Origin of the sequence: Lentzea sp., from assembly GCF_036380075.1 — a bacterium.
GTDB lineage: Bacteria > Actinomycetota > Actinomycetes > Mycobacteriales > Pseudonocardiaceae > Lentzea.
Map to the genome: position 1 here is coordinate 1 of NZ_DASVFL010000364.1, position 21,994 is coordinate 21,994.

Annotated in this window: 17 protein-coding genes; 5 read left to right on the top strand and 12 right to left on the bottom strand. The window is 71.6% G+C overall.

Annotated features, from left to right (window positions below; genetic code table 11):
* A partial coding sequence (locus tag VF330_RS38655) for an oxygenase MpaB family protein (protein WP_330856703.1) occupies window positions 1–1,295 on the bottom strand: 1,295 nt, incomplete at its 3' end.
* Window positions 1,296–1,377: 82 nt separating this feature from the next.
* A complete protein-coding gene (locus tag VF330_RS38660; RefSeq protein ID WP_330856704.1) occupies window positions 1,378–3,489 on the bottom strand; it encodes a discoidin domain-containing protein in 2,112 nt (703 codons plus the stop codon).
* 184 nt (window positions 3,490–3,673) lie between these two features.
* Between VF330_RS38660 and VF330_RS38665 the strand changes: the two genes are divergently transcribed.
* Together VF330_RS38665 and VF330_RS38670 are read left to right on the top strand one after the other, a co-directional pair.
* Window positions 3,674–4,582, top strand: coding sequence for a DUF1996 domain-containing protein (locus VF330_RS38665; protein WP_330856705.1), 909 nt, complete (start codon window positions 3,674–3,676; stop codon window positions 4,580–4,582).
* A 32-nt stretch (window positions 4,583–4,614) separates the two neighbouring features.
* Complete coding sequence (locus tag VF330_RS38670; protein WP_330856706.1) at window positions 4,615–5,106, top strand: DUF305 domain-containing protein; 492 nt, start codon at window positions 4,615–4,617, stop codon at window positions 5,104–5,106.
* Here the strand turns inward: VF330_RS38670 and VF330_RS38675 are convergent.
* From VF330_RS38675 to VF330_RS38700, 6 genes are all read right to left on the bottom strand, one after another.
* The gene (locus VF330_RS38675; protein WP_330856707.1) at window positions 5,097–7,238 is read right to left on the bottom strand and encodes a discoidin domain-containing protein; all 2,142 of its coding nucleotides are present in this window, start codon (window positions 7,236–7,238) and stop codon (window positions 5,097–5,099) included. The genes VF330_RS38670 and VF330_RS38675 overlap by 10 nt on opposite strands.
* A gap of 149 nt (window positions 7,239–7,387) precedes the next feature.
* Complete coding sequence (locus VF330_RS38680; RefSeq protein ID WP_330856708.1) at window positions 7,388–8,401, bottom strand: LacI family DNA-binding transcriptional regulator; 1,014 nt, start codon at window positions 8,399–8,401, stop codon at window positions 7,388–7,390.
* Between the two features lie 39 nt (window positions 8,402–8,440).
* Window positions 8,441–11,578, bottom strand: a complete 3,138-nt coding sequence (locus VF330_RS38685) for a LamG-like jellyroll fold domain-containing protein (protein WP_330856709.1) — start codon at window positions 11,576–11,578, stop codon at window positions 8,441–8,443.
* 188 nt (window positions 11,579–11,766) lie between these two features.
* Entirely contained in the window at window positions 11,767–12,036 is a 270-nt protein-coding gene (locus VF330_RS38690; protein ID WP_330856710.1) for a DUF6510 family protein, read from the bottom strand.
* 11 nt (window positions 12,037–12,047) lie between these two features.
* The gene (locus VF330_RS38695; RefSeq protein WP_330856711.1) at window positions 12,048–12,788 is read right to left on the bottom strand and encodes a ferredoxin reductase; all 741 of its coding nucleotides are present in this window, start codon (window positions 12,786–12,788) and stop codon (window positions 12,048–12,050) included.
* Entirely contained in the window at window positions 12,758–13,357 is a 600-nt protein-coding gene (locus VF330_RS38700) for a sulfite oxidase-like oxidoreductase (RefSeq protein ID WP_330856712.1), read from the bottom strand. The genes VF330_RS38695 and VF330_RS38700 overlap by 31 nt, the downstream gene beginning before the upstream one ends.
* Before the next feature lie 129 nt (window positions 13,358–13,486).
* Between VF330_RS38700 and VF330_RS38705 the strand changes: the two genes are divergently transcribed.
* A complete protein-coding gene (locus VF330_RS38705) occupies window positions 13,487–14,263 on the top strand; it encodes a crotonase/enoyl-CoA hydratase family protein (RefSeq protein WP_330856713.1) in 777 nt (258 codons plus the stop codon).
* A 6-nt stretch (window positions 14,264–14,269) separates the two neighbouring features.
* On the opposite strand, the gene VF330_RS38710 is transcribed toward VF330_RS38705, so the two are convergent.
* Window positions 14,270–16,969, bottom strand: coding sequence for an ATP-binding protein (locus tag VF330_RS38710; protein WP_330856714.1), 2,700 nt, complete (start codon window positions 16,967–16,969; stop codon window positions 14,270–14,272).
* A 114-nt stretch (window positions 16,970–17,083) separates the two neighbouring features.
* Between VF330_RS38710 and VF330_RS38715 the strand changes: the two genes are divergently transcribed.
* Together VF330_RS38715 and VF330_RS38720 are read left to right on the top strand one after the other, a co-directional pair.
* Entirely contained in the window at window positions 17,084–17,404 is a 321-nt protein-coding gene (locus tag VF330_RS38715) for a hypothetical protein (protein WP_330856715.1), read from the top strand.
* Window positions 17,401–17,901 carry a YceI family protein gene (locus VF330_RS38720; protein WP_330856716.1) on the top strand — a complete coding sequence of 167 codons (501 nt, stop codon included), beginning with the start codon at window positions 17,401–17,403 and terminating at the stop codon, window positions 17,899–17,901. The genes VF330_RS38715 and VF330_RS38720 overlap by 4 nt, the downstream gene beginning before the upstream one ends.
* Before the next feature lie 24 nt (window positions 17,902–17,925).
* Here VF330_RS38720 and lgt read toward each other — a convergent pair whose 3' ends face one another.
* The 3 genes from lgt to VF330_RS38735 form a co-directional block, all read right to left on the bottom strand.
* Window positions 17,926–18,849 carry a prolipoprotein diacylglyceryl transferase gene (lgt, locus tag VF330_RS38725; protein WP_330856717.1) on the bottom strand — a complete coding sequence of 308 codons (924 nt, stop codon included), beginning with the start codon at window positions 18,847–18,849 and terminating at the stop codon, window positions 17,926–17,928.
* Between the two features lie 64 nt (window positions 18,850–18,913).
* Window positions 18,914–20,695: a CocE/NonD family hydrolase gene (locus VF330_RS38730; protein ID WP_330856718.1), complete on the bottom strand. Its 1,782-nt coding sequence runs from the start codon at window positions 20,693–20,695 to the stop codon at window positions 18,914–18,916.
* A 132-nt stretch (window positions 20,696–20,827) separates the two neighbouring features.
* Complete coding sequence (locus tag VF330_RS38735) at window positions 20,828–21,988, bottom strand: fatty acid desaturase family protein (RefSeq protein ID WP_414675543.1); 1,161 nt, start codon at window positions 21,986–21,988, stop codon at window positions 20,828–20,830.
* Window positions 21,989–21,994: the final 6 nt, after the last annotated feature.

The window sequence follows — 21,994 nt, forward strand, 5'->3', positions numbered from 1 at the left end:
GCCTGCTCCAGCTCGTCCCCGCGGATCGTCCCGTCCCCGTCGTGGTCCAGCTCCCGCATGGCCGCGATCAGCTCGTGCCGCCGGGGCGAGTGGTCCAGCAGCCGCGTGTACTCGTCCTGCCGCACCTCGCCGTTGCCGTCCCGGTCCACCAGCCCGCGCACCACCGCGGCGACCGCGCCGAACCCGTGGTCGCGGGACGGCACGCCCGGATAGCGGCCGTCGGCCAGTGCCACGTTGTACGCCGCGACGGTCACGGTGCCGTCGGACGGTGTGCGGGTCGCCTCGCACAGCTGCTCCCACCACGACCGGAACGCCTCGTGGACGTGGTCCTCGTCCTTCTCGTCCAGGTCGAAGTGCGTGCTGATCTCGCGGGCCATCGCGAGCAGGTCCGGCCAGCGCAGCCTGCCGTCGCCGTTCTGGTCCAGCACGGTCTCGAAGAACGACTCGGGCGCCGCGGCGACGCGCGGTGTGGCGGCGGCCCTGATCGAGGCGGCGGCCAACGGCATGTAGCGCCACGGCTTCGGCAGGAGGTCGAAGACCAGGCGCACCGACTGGTGCAGGCCGTCGACCAGCAGGCCGAGGCCCGGCACGGTGGTGAGGCGCAGGCGTTCGCGGTAGGCGGCGGGCAGCGTCACGGCGGTGGCCTGGACGGCGGCGGTCACCACGGCGTAGCGCACCGGTGCCCAGAGCAGCTCCGGGATCGGCAGGCCCGGCGGCACCGGCAGGCGGTAGACGCTGCCGGACAACAGGTCGCGGACCGTCGTGTTGTCCTCCAGCACGTCGGTGACCACGTGGTCGAAGTACGCCTGGAACTCCTCGGGCGTGGCCGGGAGGTCGTCGGCGGACAGGCCGAACTCCTGCCCGAGCCGCCGCCACTCGTCGTAGAAGCGGCCGGTCTCCTCCGGGGACAACGGCTCGCCGCCGAGGCGTTGCATGGTCAGCACGGCTTCGTACAACGTCAGGTGCACCCACGCACGCGCGGTGGTGTCGCCCGCGTCGAACGGCCTGCCGTAGCCGTCGGTGCCCTGCATGCGGCGGTGCAGGCGTTCCAGCCGTGCGAGCTCACGGCGTTGCTCGGCCGCACTGCCGTAGACGTACGTGTGCAGGCTTTCCAGCGTGCGCAACAACCTCCGCCACGGACGTGCGTTGTAGACGGAGTACTCGGCCACCGCGGCACCCACGGCCGGATGCGCGGCCTGCAACACGAGCGCGCGGTGCATCACCAGCAGGTACCGCCACTGACCCAGTCGGTCCCATGTGCTCGATCCCGGCCCCAGCGCCACTTCGACGGTCATGGCGCCGAAGCTAGTCACGGCGCCGGGGCCGGAGATCGGAATTCACCTCATGAGGTCACGGAATCCACCCGCTCGCGCGAACTCAGCGCCGGTACACGCCGAGCTCGTACAGCGAGTAGCCCCACCCGGTTCCGCGTTGGGTGGCGTACAGCCGCACGTACCGACCGGTGGCCGTGACGTCGATCGAGTCCACACCGCCGTTGCCGCTCGTCGTGCCGTAGACGGACCTCCACGCGTTGCCGTCGTCCGACACCTGGATCTCATACGCACGGCCGAAAGCGCCTTCCCACACCAGCTGCACGTGCTGGAACGTCGTGACGGCGCCGAGGTCGACGCGGAGCCACTGCGGGTCGGCCCAGTCGGTGGCCCAGCGCGAACCGGCGTTGCCGTCCACCGCGTTCGACGGCGGGAACGGCGCGCCGTCGCCGACCTGCTGGTACGACGACGCCGTGACGGCCTTGCCCCGCGCCACGTTCACGCCGGACGGCTGCGGCGCGACGACCCGGACCGAGCGGGTCTCGATGCCGATGTTGCCGCGGCCGTCCTCGGCCATGACGTAGACCTTCCACACGCCGAGGCGGTCCGGCGCGGTGACGGTCAGCCTGCTCCCGGTGACCTGGACCGGAGTACCCGCCAGGCCGCCGCTCCCGTCGACGTACTTGCTGTTGAACGCCGCGGACCACGTCAGGGCGTCGCCGTTCGGGTCGGACGCCGCCACGTCGATCGTCAGCGGCGCACCGGCGGCGACCGTGGCCGGAGCGTTCATCGACGAGATCACCGGCGGGGTGTTCGCGGGGGTGGCACCGCCGAAGGCCCGTTGCACGGCGTAGAACGACAGCCGCTTCTTGCCCGCGGGCGTCAGGTTGAACCAGACGGCGCCGAAGTCGTTCTCGGTGCCGTAGTGGAACAGCGTGCCGCCGAAGGAGACGCCGGTGTGGCCGACGATGCAGTTCCACGCCTGGGTGTAGCCGTCGCGCTTCTGCACGTCGGTCGGTTCGAGAGGCACGCCGTTGGCGTCGTTGGGCACCTCCCACTCACCGGCGGGTCCGGCCTCGGTGAGGATGTACGGCTTGGTGTAGCCGCCGTCGACCCAGTCCTGACGCACCTTGCAGACGTTGCCGTAGGAGTTGACGGCGTACAGGTCGAGGTCGGGCGTGTAGGCCTTGAGGTAGACCCATGCACCGGTCCACGCGTCGGTGTTCGTCACCGGGTGGTTGGCGTCGATCGCGTGGATCGCGCGCGCCGCCTCGTTGATGTACCGGGCGTAGGCGATGCGCTGGTTCTCCAACTCGGTGCCGGAGTAGCAGTTCTGCAGACCGAGGATGGACTCGTTGCCGACGTTCCACATCAGCACGCCGGGGTGGTCCTTGTAGGTCGTGACCCACTGCCGGATCTGGCCGAGCGTGTCGGCCTTGTACTGCGCGTCGGTCACGTAGTTCACGCAGCCGCCGGAACCGGGACCACCGCCGGGCTGCAGCCAGAAGCCGTTGATCACGCGCAGGCCGTTGGCCGCCGCCGCGTCCAGCAGCGGGCGGGTCGACGCGTCCGTGCCCCAGGTCCGCAGGGTGTTGGTGCCCAGGGACTTCAGCTCCGGCATGTACCGCGCGGCGTCCGCGGCAGGCGGGCCCCAGGTCAGGCCCTTCACGGTCCAGGGCTTGCCGTCCACGGTGAGCTGCCAGTTGCCCTGCGACCCGGTCACGTGCACGCCGGTACCGGGTGGCGGGTTCGAGCCCTGCTCGCCGTAGACGCGCAGCTCCCACAACGAGACGCCGTACCCGTTGGCGCGCTGCGTCGAGTACACGCGGACGTACCGGCCGCTGCCGCTGACGTCGTAGCCCTGCCGGCCGCCGGTCGCCCCGGTCACCGATCGGATCGGTGTCCACGAGTCGCCGTTGCCCGACACCTGGATCTCGAACGCCGTCGCGTACGCCGACTCCCAGTCGAGCTCGACGCGCGTCACGGCCGAGGTCGCGCCGAGGTCGACGCGCAGCCACTGCGGGTCGCTCCACGCGCTCGACCACCGGGTGCCGCCGTCGCCGTCGACGGCCGCGGACGCGGGGGTGCCGCCGTTCTCGGTCGACGAGGCGACGGCGGGTCTGCCCTGCGAGAGCAGGGCGGGAGCGGCGTGCGCGGGGAGCACTGCCAGGCCTAGCAGCACGGCGACGAACGTGCCGATGGAGCGGACGCGGACCATCGCGCCTCCTGCCACGAGTAGGGGTGTGTGCGTGGAGAGCGCTCTCACAACCCTGCCGCCGAACGTTACGACCAGACGTCGGCAGTGTCAAAAGAACCGGTCTTGACACCTCGCGGACCGGAGCGGGACGCTGGTTCGGAGAGCGCTCTCCCAAGCCGGTTCCCCACTCGGCAGGAGGACACAGGTGTCCCGAAAACTCAGCGCACTGGCGGCCGCGGCCGCCCTCGTGACGGCCGCGGTGGCCGTCGCGGCCCAGTCGGCCCAGGCCGACGACCTCGTCACGCACCACGAGTTCCAGGCGAACTGCTCGGTCACGACCCACCTCCCGGACGACCCGATCGTCTTCCCGGGACTGCCGGGCGCCTCGCACATGCACACGTTCCTGGGCAACCCGTCCACCAACGCCCGCAGCACCAACGACTCGCTCAAGTCCGCGCAGACCAACTGCAGGACGCCGGACGACAAGTCGGCGTACTGGTTCCCGTCGGTCTACAACGGCGACCAGATCGTGCCGCCGAACTTCCCGCAGGTCATCTACTACAAGTCAGGAATCCTGAAGTACCAGGACGTCGTGCCGTTCCCGCCGGGTCTGCGGTTCGTCGTCGGCAGCGCCACGGCCACGCAGGAGCAGTTCCGCACCTCGCCCGGCGCCGTCGAGGGCTGGGAGTGCGGCGACAGCTTCCACAACTGGGACATCCCGGCGTACTGCACGCCCGGCACGCAGCTCAACGTCCGCTACCAGGCGCCGAGCTGCTGGAACGGCCGCGACCTCGACTCGGCGAACCACCAGTCGCACATGGCCTACCCGGACCGCGCGACGCTGGTCTGCCCGTCCTCGCACCCGGTCGCGGTGCCGATGATCGAGTTCAAGATGGCGTTCCCGGTGTCCGGTGACATGTCGCGCGTCCGGCTCGCCAGCGGCCGCGGCTACACCTGGCACTACGACTTCATGAACGCCTGGGACGCCCCCACGCAGGCAGCGCTGGTCCGCCACTGCATCAACGGCGGTCTCCAGTGCGACCCGCGCGGGTTCGACCTGTACAAGCCGGATCGAGGAGCGGCGCTCGGGCCGGACTACCGGCTGCCGAGGTGACGTTCTCCTCCTCATGCACCCCAGGGCGGCGCGTGCCCTGGGGTGTTTCCGCATTGCTGCTGCTGTCGGCGTGCGCGTCCGCGCCGGCCGCCGCTCCCCCGCCGTCCGCGTCGCCGTTCAACAGCACCGACACGGCGTGGGTGCAGCTCATGATCCCGATGAACGAACAGCTCCTGCCCGCTCTCGACGCCGCCCCCGCCGAGCTGCGGGAGTTCGCCGCGGAGCTCAAGGCGTCGCACTCGGACGAGCTCGTCCACCTCAGGCAGCTCCGGGACCGGGCAGGACTGCCGGACACGAACCCGCACGCGGGCCACCGGATGCCGGGCCTCGTCTCGGCGGCCGATCTCCTGGCCGTCCAGGCGGATCCGGCCTCGCTCGCGACGAAGCTGCGCGAGCACCTCGACCAGACGGCCAAGCTCGCGCGCAGCGAACAGGAGAACGGGACGGACGCCGCGACCAAGAGCTTCGCGGCGTCCGTCGAGTCGTCACGCGGGAGGCAGCTGGACCGCCTCGGTCACGGGTAGCTGACGACGTAGCGGACCTGGTTCGCCAGGTCCGCCTGACCGCCCGTGCCGTTGATGACGTTGGCGATCGTGCCCACCCCGCCCAGCGACACCGCGACCAGGTGCGTGAACTTCACGCCCGACCGGTTCGGCGCCTCGAAGGCGTTGTCCGTCACGATGCTCGGGTCGGCCTGGTTGAAGGCGTACACGCCGACGCCGAACGCCTGGTGCGTCGTCACCGAGTCGGCCACCTTGTACCCGGCCCAGCCGCGCTTCGAGCCGTTCATCCACGCGGCCTGGTTGGGCGGGTCGTACGGCAGCTCGTTCTGGTACAGGTACACGCGGCCGCCGTTGGCGTTCCAGACCAGGTTGTTCTGCTGGTAGTGCTCGACGAACAACCCGTACGCGGTCACGTTCTCGCCGTTGACGACCACGCCGTTCTGGCCGGGGTTCGCCGTCCAGCTCACGCCCTCGCCGTGGTCGGCGCGCCACACCCAGGTGTGGTCGATGATCGTGTTGCGGCTGTTGACGCGCATGCTGACCGTCGCCTTGCCGGCCTGCGACCCGCCGACGCGCAGGTACACGTCGTGCAGCGAGGTCGGGTTGGCCGAGTGGTCCGCGGTGGTCGCGTCACCGATCTCCAGCAGCACCGGCGAGTTCTGCACACCGGCGTCGACCAGGAACCCGGCCAGCTTCACACCGTCCACATCGGACGTCGTGAGCGCGGCCTTGCCCGTGGTCGGGGTCAGCGTGGCGAGCCCGAGGCCGAGCACGATCGTGTTCGGCCGGGTGACCTTGATCGTGTCGTTCAGCTGGTGGATGCCCGGGGTGAGCAGCAGGTGCTTGCCCTGCGCGAGCGCGGTGTTGATGGTCGCGACGGACGTGCCGGGCTTGACGATGAAGAAGTCCGCGAGCGACACCGACGAGCCGGGGTTGCCGTTCTCCCAGCTGGTGCCGCGGGAGTTGGTGCGCAGCGCCGGCACGAAGACCCGGTACGAACCCGAGCCGTCGAGGTAGAGGTACGGCTTCTCCCGCGTCACCGGGGAGGTGTCGACGGTGGTGTGCGACGGGTTCGGGAAGTGGTCGGCCGGGGCGCCCTGCGTGCCCGCGAAGACCATGTTCCACACCGAACCCGACCAGCCGCCGGCGAGGTTGCTGTTGCGGGTCAGGAACTGCTGCTGCGAGCCCGAGACCACGACGCCGTCGATCTTGCTGTCGACGATCAGGCCACCGCTGGCCCAGCCGTCGTAGCCGTTCCACAGGTGCGCCTGGCCGCGCAGGTGCATCCGCCGGTACGCGGTGGCCTGCGAGACCGCCCAGCGCTCGATCTGGTTGGCGGGCAGCGTGACCGACAGGTTCTCGGCGCCGCGCCAGAAGTTCTGCGTGGCGTTGCCGAGGTTGTTCGGGTCGTTGCCCTGCTGGAGCCAGTCGGCCTCGACCCGGATGTGGCCGTTGATGTTCACGTCATCCGGGTTGAGGCCCAGCCCGGCGACCTGCGTGTAGAACCGCAGGTTGACGTCGGCGTTGTACGTGCCGGGCTTGAACAGCACGGCGTGGCGCTGCGGCCCGAACTGGTTCGTCTTCATCTGCGCGGCGATCGAGTCGAGCCTCGCCTGCATCTCCGCCTGCGACGAGCCCGGCCCGTAGACGTACACGTTGGGACCGAAGTCGGGGTTGCGCGGGTCGGTCGGCGGCACGGTGGTGGTGTCGCCCTCGGTGAACACGCCGAGCTCCCACAACGAGTAGCCGTAGCCGGTGCCGCGCTGGGTGCCCAGCACGCGCACGTACCGGCCGGAGCCGCTGACGTCGAGGTTCTGCGTGCCACCGGTGCCGGTCGTGGTCGAGTAGACGTTGCGCCACGACGAGGAGTCGGCGGCGTTGTCGGTCACCTGGACCTGGAAGGCCTTGCCGTACGCGCCTTCCCAGGTCAGGGAGACGCGGCAGACCTGCTGCGTGGACCCGAGGTCGACCTGGAGCCACTGCGGGTCGGAGAACTGCGACGACCACCGGGTGCCCGCGTTGCCGTCGACGGCGGCGGAGGCGGGCGTGCCGCCGTTCTCGGTGGACGACGCGGTGGCCGTGCGGTTCAGAGCGGCGTTCGTGGTGCCGCACGCGGCGGCACCGGCCTGGGAGGTGGCGCTGACAGTAGTCACCAAACACAGGGCGGCAGCGGCGAACGCGGCGGCCCTGGACAGGGGTGAGCCCATGATCCTGCCTGACGGGGGGAAGGGCGGAAAGCCTTGGACAGGGGCGTGAGAGCGCTCTCCCAAGGGACGTTAACGCCGGGTGTCGGACAGGTCAATCAGGCAGAGGCCCGGACGACGAGTTCCGGTTCGAAGATGACGGATTTCGGCCGTTGTCCCGGTTTTTCCAGGTCGGTCAGCAGCAGGTCGGCCATCTGCGCCGCCATCCGCTCCACCGGCTGCCGGACCGTGGTGAGCTGCGGGCGGCAGTTCCGCGCGGGCGCGCTGTCGTCGAACCCGACCACGGCCACGTCGTCGGGGACGCGCAGGCCGTGCTCGTGCAGCACGTCCACGGCCGCCTGCGCCATCAGGTCGTTCGCGGCGAACACCGCGTCGAGGTCGGGGGTCTCGGTGAGCAGCTGCCGCATCGCGGCCGCCCCGCTCTCGGCGGTGAACCCGCCCTCCGCGGTCGGCACGTACGGGAAACCGTGGCGGGCCATGGCGTCGCGGAAACCGGCGTGCCGGTCCTGGCTCGCCAGGACGTCGAGCGGGCCGGAGATCGTGGCGATGTTGTACCGCCCGGACGCCACCAGGTGGTCCGCGGCCATCCTGCCGCCCGCGCGGTGGTCCATGTCGACGTAGCTGACCGGCATCGGCCGGCCCGGCCGCGCGTAGAGCACGGCGGGCACCTCGGCCGCCAGCAGCCGGGCCGGCAGCGGGTCGAACGGGTGGGTCGTCACCAGGAGCGCGCCGTCGGCGCTGCCCTGTCTGAGGAACTCGACCACCTCGGTGCGCGAGGGGTCGGAGTCGGCGAGCATGAGCACCGGGTGCACGCTGTGCAGCCGCAGGAAGTCCACGACCCCCGCGGTGACCCTGCCGAAGAACGGGTCGGTGAAGACGTCCGACCCGCCGCCCGCGCCGGAGATCACCAGCGCCACCGTGCCCGTGCGCCGGGTGACGAGAGACCGGGCCACGCGGTTCGGCGTGTACCCGGTCTGCTCGATCGCGTTGCGCACCGTCTCCTGGAGCTGCGGGTCGACGTTGCGTGTCCCGTTGACGACCCTCGAGACCGTCGCACGGGACACGCCCGCCACTCTCGCGACGTCCTCCAGCGTGGGCGCGGCCTTGGTCATGCACCGGTTGTACCACGTCCGGAGAGCGTTCTCCCAACATCAGGAGAGCTGGGCGACCTCCGCATCCGTCAACGCCTTGCCGACCACGTCGACGTCGTCGACCGCGCCCCGCCAGAAGTCGACGTTGCGGCCGTCGTACTTGGCCCGCCCGACCGTGAACGCGCCGGTGCTGACCAGTGCCGGTCCGGCAGGAGCCGTCGCGACCTTCACCCCGTCGACGTAGAGCCGGATCTCGTTGCCGGCCCGCACGCCCGTGAGCTCGTACCAGCGGCCGACCTCCGGCACGACCTCGAACCGGGCCCGGTTGCCGCCGGGCGTGCTGAACGCCCAGGCGCCCTGCCCGTACTGGAGGTAGAACGGGTTCTCCCGCTCCCGGCCGTCCTGGCTCACCGCGGTCGCGTAGTTGCCCGGCACCTCGTCGAGCTTCACCTTCGCGTGCACCGTGTAGTCACCGGTCGTGTCGACGACCGGGCCGTAGGTGTCCGCGGAGCCCCCGGAGAACTGGAGCGCGCCGTCCTTGAACGCCACGCCGGTCGGGGTGAGCGTCAGCGGGTTCCTGCCGCCGCTCGAGTCCTTCGCCGTGGTGCCCTTGCGCTCGTCCAGGTTCCACTCGCCCTTGCCCGCGTAGGGGTAGGGCTTGCCCGCGTTCGCGCCGGCCTCGATCACGCGCCGGTTGATCTCGCGGACGGGACCGGGGTCGACCTTGATCTCCTTGCGGTCGTAGGTCCACAGGCCGTTGAGCTCGCCTTCGAGGTCGGTGACCTGCGTGTAGACCGACGCGGACATCTCCTGGCGCGCCTGGCCCAGGTAGAACGTGCGGGTGTTGTCGACGTACTTCGCCGTCAGCGCCGCCTTGTCCGCCACACCGCTGTAGATCGCGATCGGCGCGCCGGGCCACTGGTGTCCCGGCGTGCGCAGCGTGAAGCCGCCGTGCTCGCCGTCCATCACGACCCGCGAACCGCCGTCCGGACGGGCCGGGTCGGTGTTGTTGTAGTCGTGGTGGTCGATGACGTCACCCCGGCCGCTGTCCCCCTTGGAGGCGCAGCAGTTCACGCCGCTGTGGGCGCTGACGACCCGGCTCGGGTCGAGCGCCTTGACCTCGTCGGTGATCCGGCCGGTGGCGGTCTTGTCCCACTCGCCCCAGCCCTCGTTGAAGACGATCCAGGCGTAGATGGACGGGTAGTTCTGGAGCTGGTGCATCAGCTCCTTGCCCTCCTTGACGAACCTTTCCTGCGAGAGCGGGTCGTTGCCGTCCTCGAGGGCCACGAAGTCCTGCCACACCAGCAGTCCGAGCCGGTCGGCGTGGTAGTACCAGCGGGCGGGCTCGGCCTTGATGTGCTTGCGGACCGCGTTGAAGCCGAGGTCCTTCTGCGCCTGGAGGTCGAAGACGAGGGCGTCGTCGCTCGGCGCGGTGTTCAGGCCGTCCGGGTAGAAGCCCTGGTCCAGCTGCATCAGGTTGAAGATCGGCTGGCCGTTGAGCGTGAGCTTCGGGACGCCGCCGACGTTCGTGATGCCGGTGGAGCGCATGCCGAAGTAGCTCTTGACCTTGTCACCGCCCAGCCTGACCTCCAGCTGGTACAGGTACGGGTCGTCCGGCGTCCACAGGTGCGGGTTCGGCACCGGGATCCTGAGGTCCGAGTTCGCCGGTCCGGTGACCGTGCCGACCTGCCGGCCGCGCGCGTCCTTCGCGACCGCCGTGACGGTGGCGTTGCCCGCGGACTTGACGTTGAGCGCCAGCGTGCTCGTGGTCAGGTCGGGGGTCGTCTTGATCTCGTCGATGCCCTTGTCCGCCACCGGTTCCAGCCACACCGTCTGCCAGATGCCCGACGACGGGGTGTAGAAGATGCCGCTGGGGTTGGGCGACTGCTTGCCCTTGGGCTGGTTCGGGCCCGTGGTGTCGGTGGCGGCGACGATGATCTCCTGCTCGCCACCGCGCTTGAGGGCGTCGGTGATGTCGGCGCTGAACGCCGTGTAGCCGCCGGTGTGCTCCGCGACGAGCTTGCCGTTCACCCAGACCTTGGCCTGGTAGTCGACGGCGCCGAAGTTGAGCTTGAGGCGCTGCCCGTTGCCGATCTTCCAGTCGTGCGGGACGTTCACGGTGCGGCGGTAGAACATGTGGTCCTCGTGCCGTTCCAGGCCGGACAGCTGCGACTCGACCGGGTAGGGCACGATGATCTTCTCGGGGAGCTTCTTGCCGAACGCCGGCTGCTGACCCTCCTTCGCGCCCGAGAACTCCCACGGGCCGTTGAGGTTGAGCCACTTGTCGCGCTCGAGCTGCGGCCGCGGGTACTCCGGCAACGGGTTGCGCGTGTCGACCTTCTCGCCCCACGGCGTGCGCAGCCGCTCGGCCGAGGTGTTCGTGACGACGCGTGCCGCCTTCTCGACCTTCTTGCCGCCCGCCGCCAGCGCGCCAGCGCCGTCGTAGTAGATGCGGACCAGCTGGCCCTTGAGCACCCGCTCGGCGAGCCGGATCGTGACCCGCTCGCGGCTGCTCGTGACGACCGAGACCGGCATCGGCGTCGCGTCGACCTCGACGCGCAGGTGGTCCTTCAGGTCGCCGACGCCCGACACCCGGCCGTCGAAGTCGGCGGTGAGCGTGCGCCCGTCCTTGGAGACGCTCGCCGCGCGCGGCACGGCCTGGAAGCCCGCCGGCGGCGTGAACGCGGACTCCGGCACGATCTGCTTCGCGATGGCCGCGCTCGACCAGCGCAGGAACATGTTGGCGCCGCCGACGTCCTGGAACATCTCCAGCTTGAAGTCGTACTGCCTGCCCGCGGTCAGCGTGACCGGCGCGCTGGTCTGCTCCCTGTCCCAGTCCGGGACCCAGTGGTCGATCACCGGCCGGCCGTCGATCAGCAGCCGGAACCCGTTGTCACCGATGGCGTAGAACGTGTAGTCGCCGGTCTGCGGCACGGCGATCTGCCCGGTCCAGCGGGCCGTCGTGTGCTCGGTCTGCCCGTTGAGGAAGCTGAACACACCGGTCAGGTCCGACTGGTTGACCTGGCTGTCGAGCACCGTTCCGCCGAGCTTCGCGAAGTCGCGCGCGCCCGGCTGGGACATGCTGAAGTACTCGCCCTTCAGGCCGTGCACGGGCTCGGCGGCACCTGCGGGCGGCGTGCCTGGCGCGACGCCCAGCGCCAGCAGCAGCGCGACGAGTACGGGGGCGGCTTTTCTCATCGGCGAGATTCCCCTTCGTTTTACAACGTTGTAAGAGCGCTCCCGTACATCCACGCACGCGCGTCGGTCGCGGGTCTACGGCCGAATGGAGGTATCCCGCATGTCAACCGGACAAATTTCGTCGAAATGACCGCGCTGTTACGTCAGAAACTGGACGCGTTCCAGACCAGGAAGGGTCGGCTCGCCCGTCAGGACGGCAGCGGGATCTCCAGGCTCACCGTGCCGCGGAGGTCCAGCCAGGCGCGGTCACGGCCACGCACGAGCCGCAGCACGACCTCCTCGCAGTGCGGGCAGCGCGCCACCACGCCCGGCGCGTTGTGGTAGACGCGCAGCGACGCCACCGGACCGCGGTGGCCGCAGCCCGAGCACTGCCCGGTCGCCGCGGTCAGGTCCACGGCGAAGATCTCCCGGAGGTCCCCCGCCAGCGCGTTGCCGTCCACGTGACCGTCGTCGCTCATCGGTGCTCCTGTCAGCCAAAACGCTCGGTGCGGACGCGGCGCGGGTCGTGGCCCAGCGCCACCAGGACGTCCGACGCGGTCTCCACGAACCCCGTCGGGCCGCAGAGGAACGTCTGCGGGGTGAACTCCGCGGGCCAGGCGTACGTGTTGAGGGTGGCCACACCCAGCCGGCCCGGCGGCTCCGGAGACCCCTCCGGGGCCCGCCGGGTGTACACGACCTTCACGTCCAGGCCCGCGTCCTCACGGGCGCGCTGCCGCAGCTCGTCCGCGAAGTACACGTCGTCGGGCGTGCGCACCGAGTAGACGAGCCGGAACGGCACGCGGCTGCCCTCGGCGGCACGGGTGCGGATCATCGCCATCAGCGGCGCGATGCCCGACCCGCCCGCCACGAGCGTCACCGGCGCGAGGTCCGAGGCACGCCACACGAACCAGCCGCCCACCGGACCGCGCAGCTCGATCTGCGCGCCGACCGGCAGCACGTCGCACAGGTACGGCGACACCTCGCCGCCCTCGACGCGTTGCACGGCCAGCTCGACGCGGTCGCCGTCCGGCGCCGAGGAGATCGAGTAGCTGCGCTGCACCGAGTAGCCGTCCTCGGCGGTGAGCCGCACGTCGACGTGCTGTCCCGGCAGGTGACCGGGCCAGTCCGGCACCTCGAACAGCAGCCGGCGCGCGCTGCCCGTGATGTCGGCGGCCTCGGCGAGCGACGCCGCCCGCCACGTCAGTCGCCCTGATACCGCTGCTCGCGCCATGGGTCTCCGTAGTCGTGGTAACCCGCGCTCTCCCAGAAGCCGGGTTCGTCCTCCAGCAGCAACTGGATCCCGCGGACCCACTTCGCCGACTTCCAGAAGTACAGGTGCGGCACCAGCAACCGCGCCGGGCCGCCGTGCTCGGGCGTCAGATCGTCGTCGTCGTAGCGGTAGGCGATCCACGCCTGGCCGTCGAGGAGGTCCTCCAGCGGCAGGTTGGTCGTGTAGCCGCCGTAGGACTGGACGAGCGCGAAGTCGGCCGCCGTCTCCACGTCCTCCAGCAGCACGTCCAGCGAGACGCCCTTCCACCGCGTGCCGAGCTTCGACCACTTGGTCACGCAGTGGATGTCCGTGGTGACCTTCTCCGCGGGCAGCTCGATCAGCTGCTGCCAGGTCCACTCGTACTTCCGTCCCACCTCGGTGCTGACGGTGAACCGCCACCGGTCGGTGGGCACGCGCGGCGTCGGTCCCGCGGTGAGCACCGGGAAGTCCTCCGCCAGGTACTGGCCGGGCGGCAGCCGCACGTCCGGCGACTGGCGCCGGCCGGTGAAACCGGGAGAGACGATGGCCATGGCGCACAGTAGACGTCATCCGGCGCGTGCGGCGCCAGTGATCATCGCGGGGATCACCGGGCCGCGGTGGGCGGAGGTTCCGGACGGTCCGCCGGCGCGCCTACCCTCAGGCCGAGCCCAGGAGGTCCGATGGACGACGTGCGGGTCGAGCAGCGCGGCACGACGACGGTGATCTGGATGAACCGTCCCGACCGGCGCAACGCCGTCGACCGCCGGATGGCCGACGACCTGCGGGCGGCGTTCGAGGCCTTCGAGGCGGACCCGGCCCAGCGGGTGGCCGTGCTGACCGGCGCGGGCGGCACGTTCTGCGCGGGCGCCGACCTGAGCGCGGTGTCCGATCCGGACCGCCGCAACGAGCTCGACCCCGACGGCGGCGGGTCGGGGCCGATGGGGCCGACGCGGCTGCGGATCGGCAAGCCGGTGATCGCGGCGGTCAGCGGCTACGCCGTCGCGGGCGGGCTGGAGCTGGCGCTGCTCGCGGACCTGCGGGTGGTCGAGAGCGACGCGACGTTCGGGGTGTTCTGCCGGCGGTGGGGCGTGCCGTTGATCGACGGCGGCACCGCGCGGCTGCCCAGGGTCGTCGGCCTGGGGCGGGCGCTCGACCTGATCCTCACCGGACGTCCCGTCAAGGCGGACGAGGCGCTGGCGATCGGGCTGGCCAACCGGGTCGTCGAACCCGGTCAGGCCGTGCCCGCCGCGCTGGAGCTGGCCGAGCAGATCGCGTCCTTCCCGTTCGAGTGCGTGCTGGCGGACCGGGCGTCGACCTACGCCGGCCTGGACCTGCCGCTGGAGGAGGCGCTGCGGGCGGAGGGCGCGGCCGGGGTGCCTGTGGTGCACCGGGAAGGGGCCGCCGGGGCGGCCCGCTTCACGTCCGGCGCGGGCCGGCACGGCGGCTTCGAGGGTTAGGGCTCGTCACCCCCGGCGCGTGAGCGACCACGCGGCGATCTCGGTCCTGGTGCGCAGCCCGAGCTTGGCCAGGACGCTGCGGACGTGGGTCTCGACGGTGCGTTCGGACAGCGTGAGCCGCGTGGCGATCTGCCGGTTCGTGAGGGCCTGCGCGACGAGCTCGACGACCTCGGACTCGCGTGGTGACAAGGGATCCGCGGCCCGCTCCCCGGCGCCGATGCGCTGGAGCAGGCGGTCGGCGTCGGCCAGCCGGACGGGCATGCCGAGCGCGCGGAACTCCGCGGCGGCCTGCGCGGCGAGCGGCCGGGCTTCGGCGAGGTCGCCCCGGTCGGTGAGCGCGCGGGCGAGGCCGAGTCTGCTCAGCGCGACGAACGGGCGGGCGCCGATGCGGGCGTTCATCTCGGCGGCCAGCCGGTAGTGGCCGATCGCGGTCTCCGTGCGGCCGCAGGTCATCGCGAGGTCGCCGAGCAGCTGCGGGGTGGCGGCGCTGCAGAACACCGCGCCCGACCCGTCGGCCGAGAAGTCGGGTTCCAGGGTGGACAGCGTGCGGTGGACCAGGCCGGCGGTCTCCTCGTCCCCGAGCAGGCAGGCGATCATGCCGATCTGGCTGACCAGGGGCGCCCACGTCGGCCCGACCTCGAGCACCGCCGGCATCGACCGGAACTCCTCGAACGTCGACCGGGCCTGCTCGACGTCGCCGACCAGCGCGTGCAGGAACGGCACGTAGACGCGCGCCAGCGGGATGTCGGCGACCTCCTCCAGCACGGCGAAGGCCTCCCGCGCCACCTCGCGGTCGATGGTGCCACGCAGCTGCGCGAGCCAGTTCTCGAACGCGTAGTACATGCCCTTGGCGGCGGTGGCGCCGATCCGTTCGGCCACCTGGCGTGCTGTCCCGTTGTGCTGCTCGACCGCGTCGAACCTGCCGACCAGCGCGGCCCGCGCGGCCCGCAGCCGGTGCAGGTGCCACCACGCCACGGGGTGCTGCCTTGCCGCGGCGAACTGTTCGATCAGGTCCAGCTCGTGGTCGACGGCGGCCAGGTCGCCCGCCTGGAACGCCGCGTCGACCAGCCAGACGTGTCCCCACAACGACGCGTGTGGCTGGCGTGCCGCCGCGGCCAGTGCCACGGCCCGGTGCGCGAGCTCGACCCGTTCCGCGCGGAACTGCGGCGCGCACAGCGTGACGTGCCGGGCGTGCAGGCCGTCGAACTCCGCGTCCGGGTCCCCGCTGCGCACGGCCAGGTCGAGCGCTTCGGCCGACAGTTCCCGTGCCCGCGCCGCTTCTCCCGTCACGGTCGCGGCCATCGCGCGGCGGGCGAGCAGCCGGGCGCGCAGGGCGGTGGCGTCCTCCGGGAGGTGCCGCAGCGCCGTAGTGCACAGCTGGTCGACGGCCGTGAGCAGGACCCGGTCGCCCATGCCGGTGACCACGAGCGCGGCCTCGGCGGCCAGTCCGGGCTCGCCGGCCTCCTGGGCCAGCCGGGCGGCCGTGCGGCAGTGGTCGAGGCTCGCCAGTGCCTCCCCCGCCAGGAACTCCGCCCGTGCCAGGTCGAGGGTGAGGGCGGCGGTGGGCTGCGGCGCGGAGGCGAGGGCGAGCGCGGCGAACCGGGCCGCGTCGTCGTAGGCGAGGTCGGCCGTGGCGGCCTTCGCCGCTTCGGTGGCCCACCGCGTGCACTCCGCGGCGGCGTCCGGGCCACCCGCACGGCGCCAGTGCGCGGCGATGCGGCCCGGTGCGCCGCCGCTCTCGGTGAGCGCCAGAGCGGCCCGTCGGTGCAGGTCGGCACGTGCGGAGGGAGCCAGTTCCTCGTAGACCGCGTCCCGGACGAGCGCGTGGGTGAACGCCGGCGTCCCGTCGTCCTGGAGCACGCGGGCGGCGACGGCCTCGTCCAGCGGCGCCGCCGGGTCCTCGCCGACGAGCGTGGCGAGCAGCGCGGGGTCGATCCGCTCCCCCAGCACGCTGGCCGCCGCCAGCACCTCACGGGCGCGCGGGCTGAGTCCGTCCAGCCGGGACAGCACCAGCCGGTGCAGCTCCGGCTCGGCCTCGCCGCTGTCGAGCAGCATCCGGACGTAGAGCGGGTTGCCGCCGGTCCTCTCGACCAGCCGCGCCGCCAGTGCCGCGGCGTCGGGTTCGGTCGTCGCGCTGCGCACCCACCCGGTGACGTCCGCGCCGGTCAGGCCGTGGAGGCGGACCACACGCGTGGCCGGCGCGCGCACGAGGCCGGGCAGCACGTCCGCCAGGCCGCCGTCGCGATAGGTGGCCACGACCAGCACGCGCGCCGCGGGCAGCTCACCGGCGAGGTGGACGAGCAGCCGGAGCGAGGTGCGGTCCGCCCAGTGCAGGTCCTCCAGCACCACGAGCAGCGGCCCGGACGTGATCAGCGCGTCGGTGGCGTCGGTGAACATGGCGAACCGGGTGCCCGCGTCCGGGTCGAGGTGCGCGCCCGACAGGACGTCGCCGAGCGCGGGAAGCGTCCTGGCCACCCGCCGCCACGGCCACAGCGGCGGCATGCCGGGGTCGTCGACGGCCTGCCCCCGCGCGACGGGAACGCCGTACTCGCCGGCCATCGCCGCGGCGGCATCGGCCAGCCGCGTCTTGCCGATGCCCGCGTCCCCGCCGACCAGCACCAGCCGCCCGGTGCCGGCCGCCGCCGCGACGAGACCGGCGCGCAGCTCGGCGAGCTCGCGGTCCCGTCCGAAGATCGGAGCCTCCACACCGGGAGTATCGCCGCCCGGTGGCGGTTCAGTACCGCACTGCGTGCCGGCACGGATCCCGCGTCGCTCGGCACGGCCGAGACTCGGTGTCATCAACGAGCCAGGAGGCGGACCATGTACGCGCAACTCACCTACTTCGACGGCCCGCGCAGCCCCGAGCAGCTGGCCGCCGCGGACTTCGCGGCCGGGAACCGCATCGCGCCCGCCGCCGGCGCCGTGCCGGGCGTCCTCAGGACCTACGTGCTGCGCAGGGCCGACGGCGGCGAGGTCGTCGTGACGATCGCCGAGTCCGAGCAGGCGCTGGCGGACGCCCAGAAGGCGGTCCTCGGCACCGCGCTGCTGCCCGGCGAGGACCCGGCGTTGCTGCCGGGCCCCGACCGCGTCGAGATCTACCCGGTGCACGAGGTCTTCGAGCCGGCGGGAGCACGGTCGTGACCGCCGCGCTGACCGTCGGCCTGTGGCGGGCCGACGTGTCCCGCAGCACCGCGTCGTTCGAGGTCGGCAACCTGGGCCGCACGGCGCGCGGCACGGTGCCCGTCACCGGCGGGTCCGTCGAGTTCGGCCGGGACGGCGCGCTGCTGGCCGTCCACGGCACCCTCGACCTGGGCCGCGTCGACACCGGCGTCGCCAAGCGCGACCTGGACCTGCGCAAACCGCGCCTGCTCGACCTCGACCGGCATCCGGCGATGACGTTCACCTCGACCGCGGTCGAGGCCGTCCGCGACGGCTGGCGGGTCACCGGCACCCTCACCGCCCGCGGCACGTCGGCCCCGCTGACCGGTGTCGCCCGGCTGTCCTCCGTGGACGGTCAGGAGGCGGTGCTGACGGCGACCGCCCGGCTGGACCGCCGGACGCTCGGGATCCGGGCGCCGGGGTTCCTGATCGGCCGGTACGTCGACATCACGGTCACCGCGGTGGTCCAGCGGACGTAGGCCGGCCGGCGCGGAGTGTCGCGGTCACCCCGCAGCGGTCCGCGCGGACGCCCCGTCCGCCGGCGGCGGCGCACCGCCCGGCTCCGGATCCGGCCCGAGGTCCTCCCGGCCGGGATGCCGCCGCGCCGACCACACCGTCAGCGCGGCGGCCATCGCGCACACGATGACCGAGGTCCAGATGTTGAGGCGCAGCCCCAGAACCGTGTTGGCCTCGTCGATCCGCAGCGTCTCGATCCACAGCCTGCCGAGGGTGTAGAGCACCACGTAGAGCCCGAACGCGCGGCCGTGCCCGAGCCGGAACCGGCGGTCGGCCCAGATCACCACGGCCGCCGCGGCGAAGGTCCAGAGCAGCTCGTAGAGGAACGCCGGGTGGAACGTGCCGAGCACCACCGGCTGCCCGTCGGGACCGAGGACCGCGCGTCCCGCGCCCTGGTCCCACTCGTGGATCGTGAGCGCCCACGGCAGGTCGGTCGGACCGCCGTACACCTCGTTGTTGAACCAGTTGCCGAGACGGCCGATGCCCTGCGCCAGCAGGATTCCCGGCGCGGCGGCGTCGGCGAGCGGCGGCAGGGCGACCCCGGCGCGGCGGGCACCGATCCACGCCCCGAGCGCCCCGAGCGCGATGGCGCCCCACACGCCCATCCCGCCCTCCCAGATGTAGAGGGCCTTCACGGGGTTGCCGCCGGGGCCGAAGTACGGCTGCCAGGACGTGGCGACGTGGTACAGCCGGGCGCCGATGACGCCGAACGGCACGGCCCAGGTGGCGATCTGGTTGATGACGCCGGGCCGGCCGCCGCGCTGGACGTAGCGGCGTTCGGTCAGCCAGGCGGCGACGAGGATGCCGGCGATGATGCAGAGCGCGTACGCCCTGATCGGCACCGGGCCGAGGTGCCAGACGCCCTGCGTCGGGCTCGGTATGGCGGCTAAAGCTGCTTCCCCCAAGGACATCGCGCCAGGCTAGGGAGGCGGGTGCCTGCGCGGTGTGAGGTCCCGGCGCGCAGGCACCCGTCCGTCATCCGGTGACGACCGCTCCCCCGACCACGGGGAGCACCACCTTGCTCGCGCCGAGCGAGACGTCGAGCGCGATACCGCTCGACCCGGTGTCCCGCGCGATGTAGGAGCTGTGGTTCGTGACGAGCACGATGCCGATGCGGTGCCCGGCCGGGATGAGAGCGTCGCGCGCGTGCAGCTTCCACGTCACGTCGACGGCCTGACCGGTGGGCAGCGCGGTCCCGGACTCCAGCGACGCCCTGTTCTTGGTGTCGATGGCGCCCTTCGTCAGCATCGTCGCGGTGACGGCCTGCACCGAGACCTCCGGCGGCCGCGCGCAGCCGGTGCGGTCGCGCAGGTCGTTCTTGGCGCAGGTCTCGGTGGAGAGCTGCACCGGGCTGCGGTCGGTCAGCACGGCCTGCGTGCCGGGGCCGTAGTCGACGAGCACCGCCGTCAACGCCGCCGACGGGCGGTTCGAGGTGATGCGCGCGGTCACACCGACCTCACCCGACAGGCGGGCGTCCTTCGTCAACGGCGCCGTCGCGTAGACCAGCCGGCGCGCGTCCGCAGTGCCGGGGTTGGCCATCATGGCGGACTCGGTGAGGTTCGTGTTGTCCCCCAGCCGTTGCGTGCCGCCGGTCGCCGCGGTGGCGGTGAGCGAACCGGACACGTCGCTCGCCGCGGGGCCGAAGTAGAGCGTGGTGCCCGCGGTGCCGGGCCGCGGCCAGGAGGCGGCCTGTTCCCAGCTGCCGTCGGGCTTCTGCACGTCGGCCATGGGTTCGTCCATGATCCCGTTGTCGGCGCCCTTGAGCCAGTGGTCCATCCACAGGCCCATGACGCGCTGCCACTCGGCCTGGCGGAACGAGATCGGGTCGAGGTGCCCGCCGCGGTGCAGCCAGATCTTGCGCGGCACGTCCCGGTCCGCGAGCTCCTTCCACCAGCGGCCGAACTGCGACGGCTTGACGTTCCAGTCCGCCTGGCCGTGCACGGCGAACACCGCCGCGGTCACGTCCTTCGCGCCGACCCGGTAGTCGCGGGTCTTCCAGAACGACGTGTAGTCCCACGACTCGTCGCCGTCGTTCGCGGACAGCTTGTCGAACACCGGCTTGCACTTCGCCTTCTGCGCCGCGCTGACGACGTAGTTCGCGAGGTACGCCGGGTAGTTGGACTCCCAGCCGGTGTAGCCGATGCCCTGGTCGCGGGCGTACTCGTACCAGCTGGAGATCGCGGCGATCGGCACGATCGTCTTCACGCCGGGGATGTTCGCCGCGGCCGCCGCGTTGGGCAGCGTGCCGTTGTAGGAGACGCCGAGCATGCCGACGTTGCCGGTGCTCCAGCTCGCCGTCGCCACGCGGCCGTCGGCGTAGAACGCCTTGGCGCGGCCGTTGAGCCAGTCGACGACCGCGCGGACGCTCGCGGTGTCCTCGGGGCCGCCGGTGGTCGGGCAGCCGGTCGAGCGGGAGGTGCCTTGCATCTCCACCTCGACCACGGCGTACCCGCGGGGCACGAAGTACTCGTCGTACCACCGGCCGAAGCCGCGCGGCACGGCGGCAGCGGTCGCCTTGGTGGCACCGAGCCCGTAGTACGGGCTGGCCTCCATCACGACCGGCACGCGGCCGGTCGTGTCGGGACGCATGACGTCGGCGGCGATCCGGTCGAGCTTGCCGTCCGAGTCGCTGTCCGTTGTGGACTCGACGTAGACGGTCTCGGTGATGGCGGCGGCTGCCGCGCCAGCACTCTGGACAGGGGTGCAAACCGTCGCGGCCGTGAGCAGGGTGGCCGCGACGAGGTAGGCCCTTCGCATGGGTTCCTCCGTCGGAGGGCCCGAGGCGATGGCAGGGAAACGACGTTTCGGGCCCTACGGAGGAATCTCACCGGTACCGGACAGGACTCCGGTACCGGCCGAAAGATCTGTTCCGCTTTCTGTCCTGTTGTGTCAGGCCGCGACGAGCTCCTTGTCGGGGGCCGGCGTCTTGACCTTCGGCTTCTTGTTCGGCAGCGAGAGGCGGAACACCTTGTGCCACGCGGAGAAGACCTGCTTGGGCAGCGGTCCGGTCACGTAGTCCAGCTCGTACTTCTCGAACAGCGCCCGCACCTTCACCGAGACCTCGGCGTACCGGTTGCTCGGCAGGTCGGGGAACAGGTGGTGCTCGATCTGGTGCGACAGGTTGCCGGTCATGAAGTGCATGGCCTTGCTGCCGCTGATGTTCGCGGAGCCCATCATCTGGCGCAGGTACCACTGGCCGCGCGTCTCGCCCTTGATCGAGCGGCGCTCGAAGGTCTGCACGCCCTCGGGGAAGTGACCGCACATGATCACCGAGTGCGACCACAGGTTGCGGACGAGGTTCGCGGTGAAGGTCGCGGCGAGCGTGGTGAGGAACGACGGGCCCGACAGCAGCGGGTGGATCACGTAGTCCTTGAGCACCTGCTTGCGGATCTTGCGGCCGACGGCCTTGGCCCGCGCGCGGAACTCGGGGTTCTTGCGGCGGCGCTTGTGGAGGTTCTTGCCGAGCTCCAGGTCGTACGCGGCGATGCCGTACTCGAAGAAGCAGGCGTTGATGAAGTTCCACAGCGGCTGGCCGAGGTGCATCGGGTGCCACTTCTGGTCCTCGTCGACGCGCATGATGCCGTAGCCGAGGTCGTTGTCCTTGCCGATCACGTTGGTGTACGTGTGGTGCAGCTCGTTGTGCGAGTGCTTCCACTGGTCGGCCGGGGAGACGTGGTCCCACTCCCAGGTGGTGGAGTGGATCTTCGGGTCGCGCATCCAGTCCCACTGCCCGTGCAGGATGTTGTGCCCGATCTCCATGTTGTCCATGATCTTCGCGACGGACAGGCCGGCGGTGCCGACGATCCAGGCCGGCGGGAAGAGCGAGAACAGCAGGATGCCGCGGCTGGCCAGCTCCAGCTTGCGCTGCGCCGAGATGACCTTGCGGATGTAGGCGGCGTCCTTCTCACCGCGGCTCGCGATGACCTCGTCGCGGATGGCGTCGAGCTCGCGGCCGAGCTCCTCGATCTGCTCGTCGGTGAGGTGGGCGGTGGGGTCGATGGCGGTCATGGAGCTCGCTTTCCGGGGGCTGCGGTGGCTGGGGGTCGCCACCGCGCG

Coding starts and splice junctions, on each gene's coding strand:
- VF330_RS38660 (WP_330856704.1), bottom strand. CDS start 3,489: ATGGTCCGCGTCCGCTCCATCGGCACGTTCGTCGCCGTGCTGCTAGGC.
- VF330_RS38680 (WP_330856708.1), bottom strand. CDS start 8,401: ATGACCAAGGCCGCGCCCACGCTGGAGGACGTCGCGAGAGTGGCGGGC.
- VF330_RS38685 (WP_330856709.1), bottom strand. CDS start 11,578: ATGAGAAAAGCCGCCCCCGTACTCGTCGCGCTGCTGCTGGCGCTGGGC.
- VF330_RS38690 (WP_330856710.1), bottom strand. CDS start 12,036: ATGAGCGACGACGGTCACGTGGACGGCAACGCGCTGGCGGGGGACCTC.
- VF330_RS38695 (WP_330856711.1), bottom strand. CDS start 12,788: ATGGCGCGAGCAGCGGTATCAGGGCGACTGACGTGGCGGGCGGCGTCG.
- VF330_RS38700 (WP_330856712.1), bottom strand. CDS start 13,357: ATGGCCATCGTCTCTCCCGGTTTCACCGGCCGGCGCCAGTCGCCGGAC.
- VF330_RS38705 (WP_330856713.1), top strand. CDS start 13,487: ATGGACGACGTGCGGGTCGAGCAGCGCGGCACGACGACGGTGATCTGG.
- VF330_RS38715 (WP_330856715.1), top strand. CDS start 17,084: ATGTACGCGCAACTCACCTACTTCGACGGCCCGCGCAGCCCCGAGCAG.
- lgt (WP_330856717.1), bottom strand. CDS start 18,849: ATGTCCTTGGGGGAAGCAGCTTTAGCCGCCATACCGAGCCCGACGCAG.
- VF330_RS38730 (WP_330856718.1), bottom strand. CDS start 20,695: ATGCGAAGGGCCTACCTCGTCGCGGCCACCCTGCTCACGGCCGCGACG.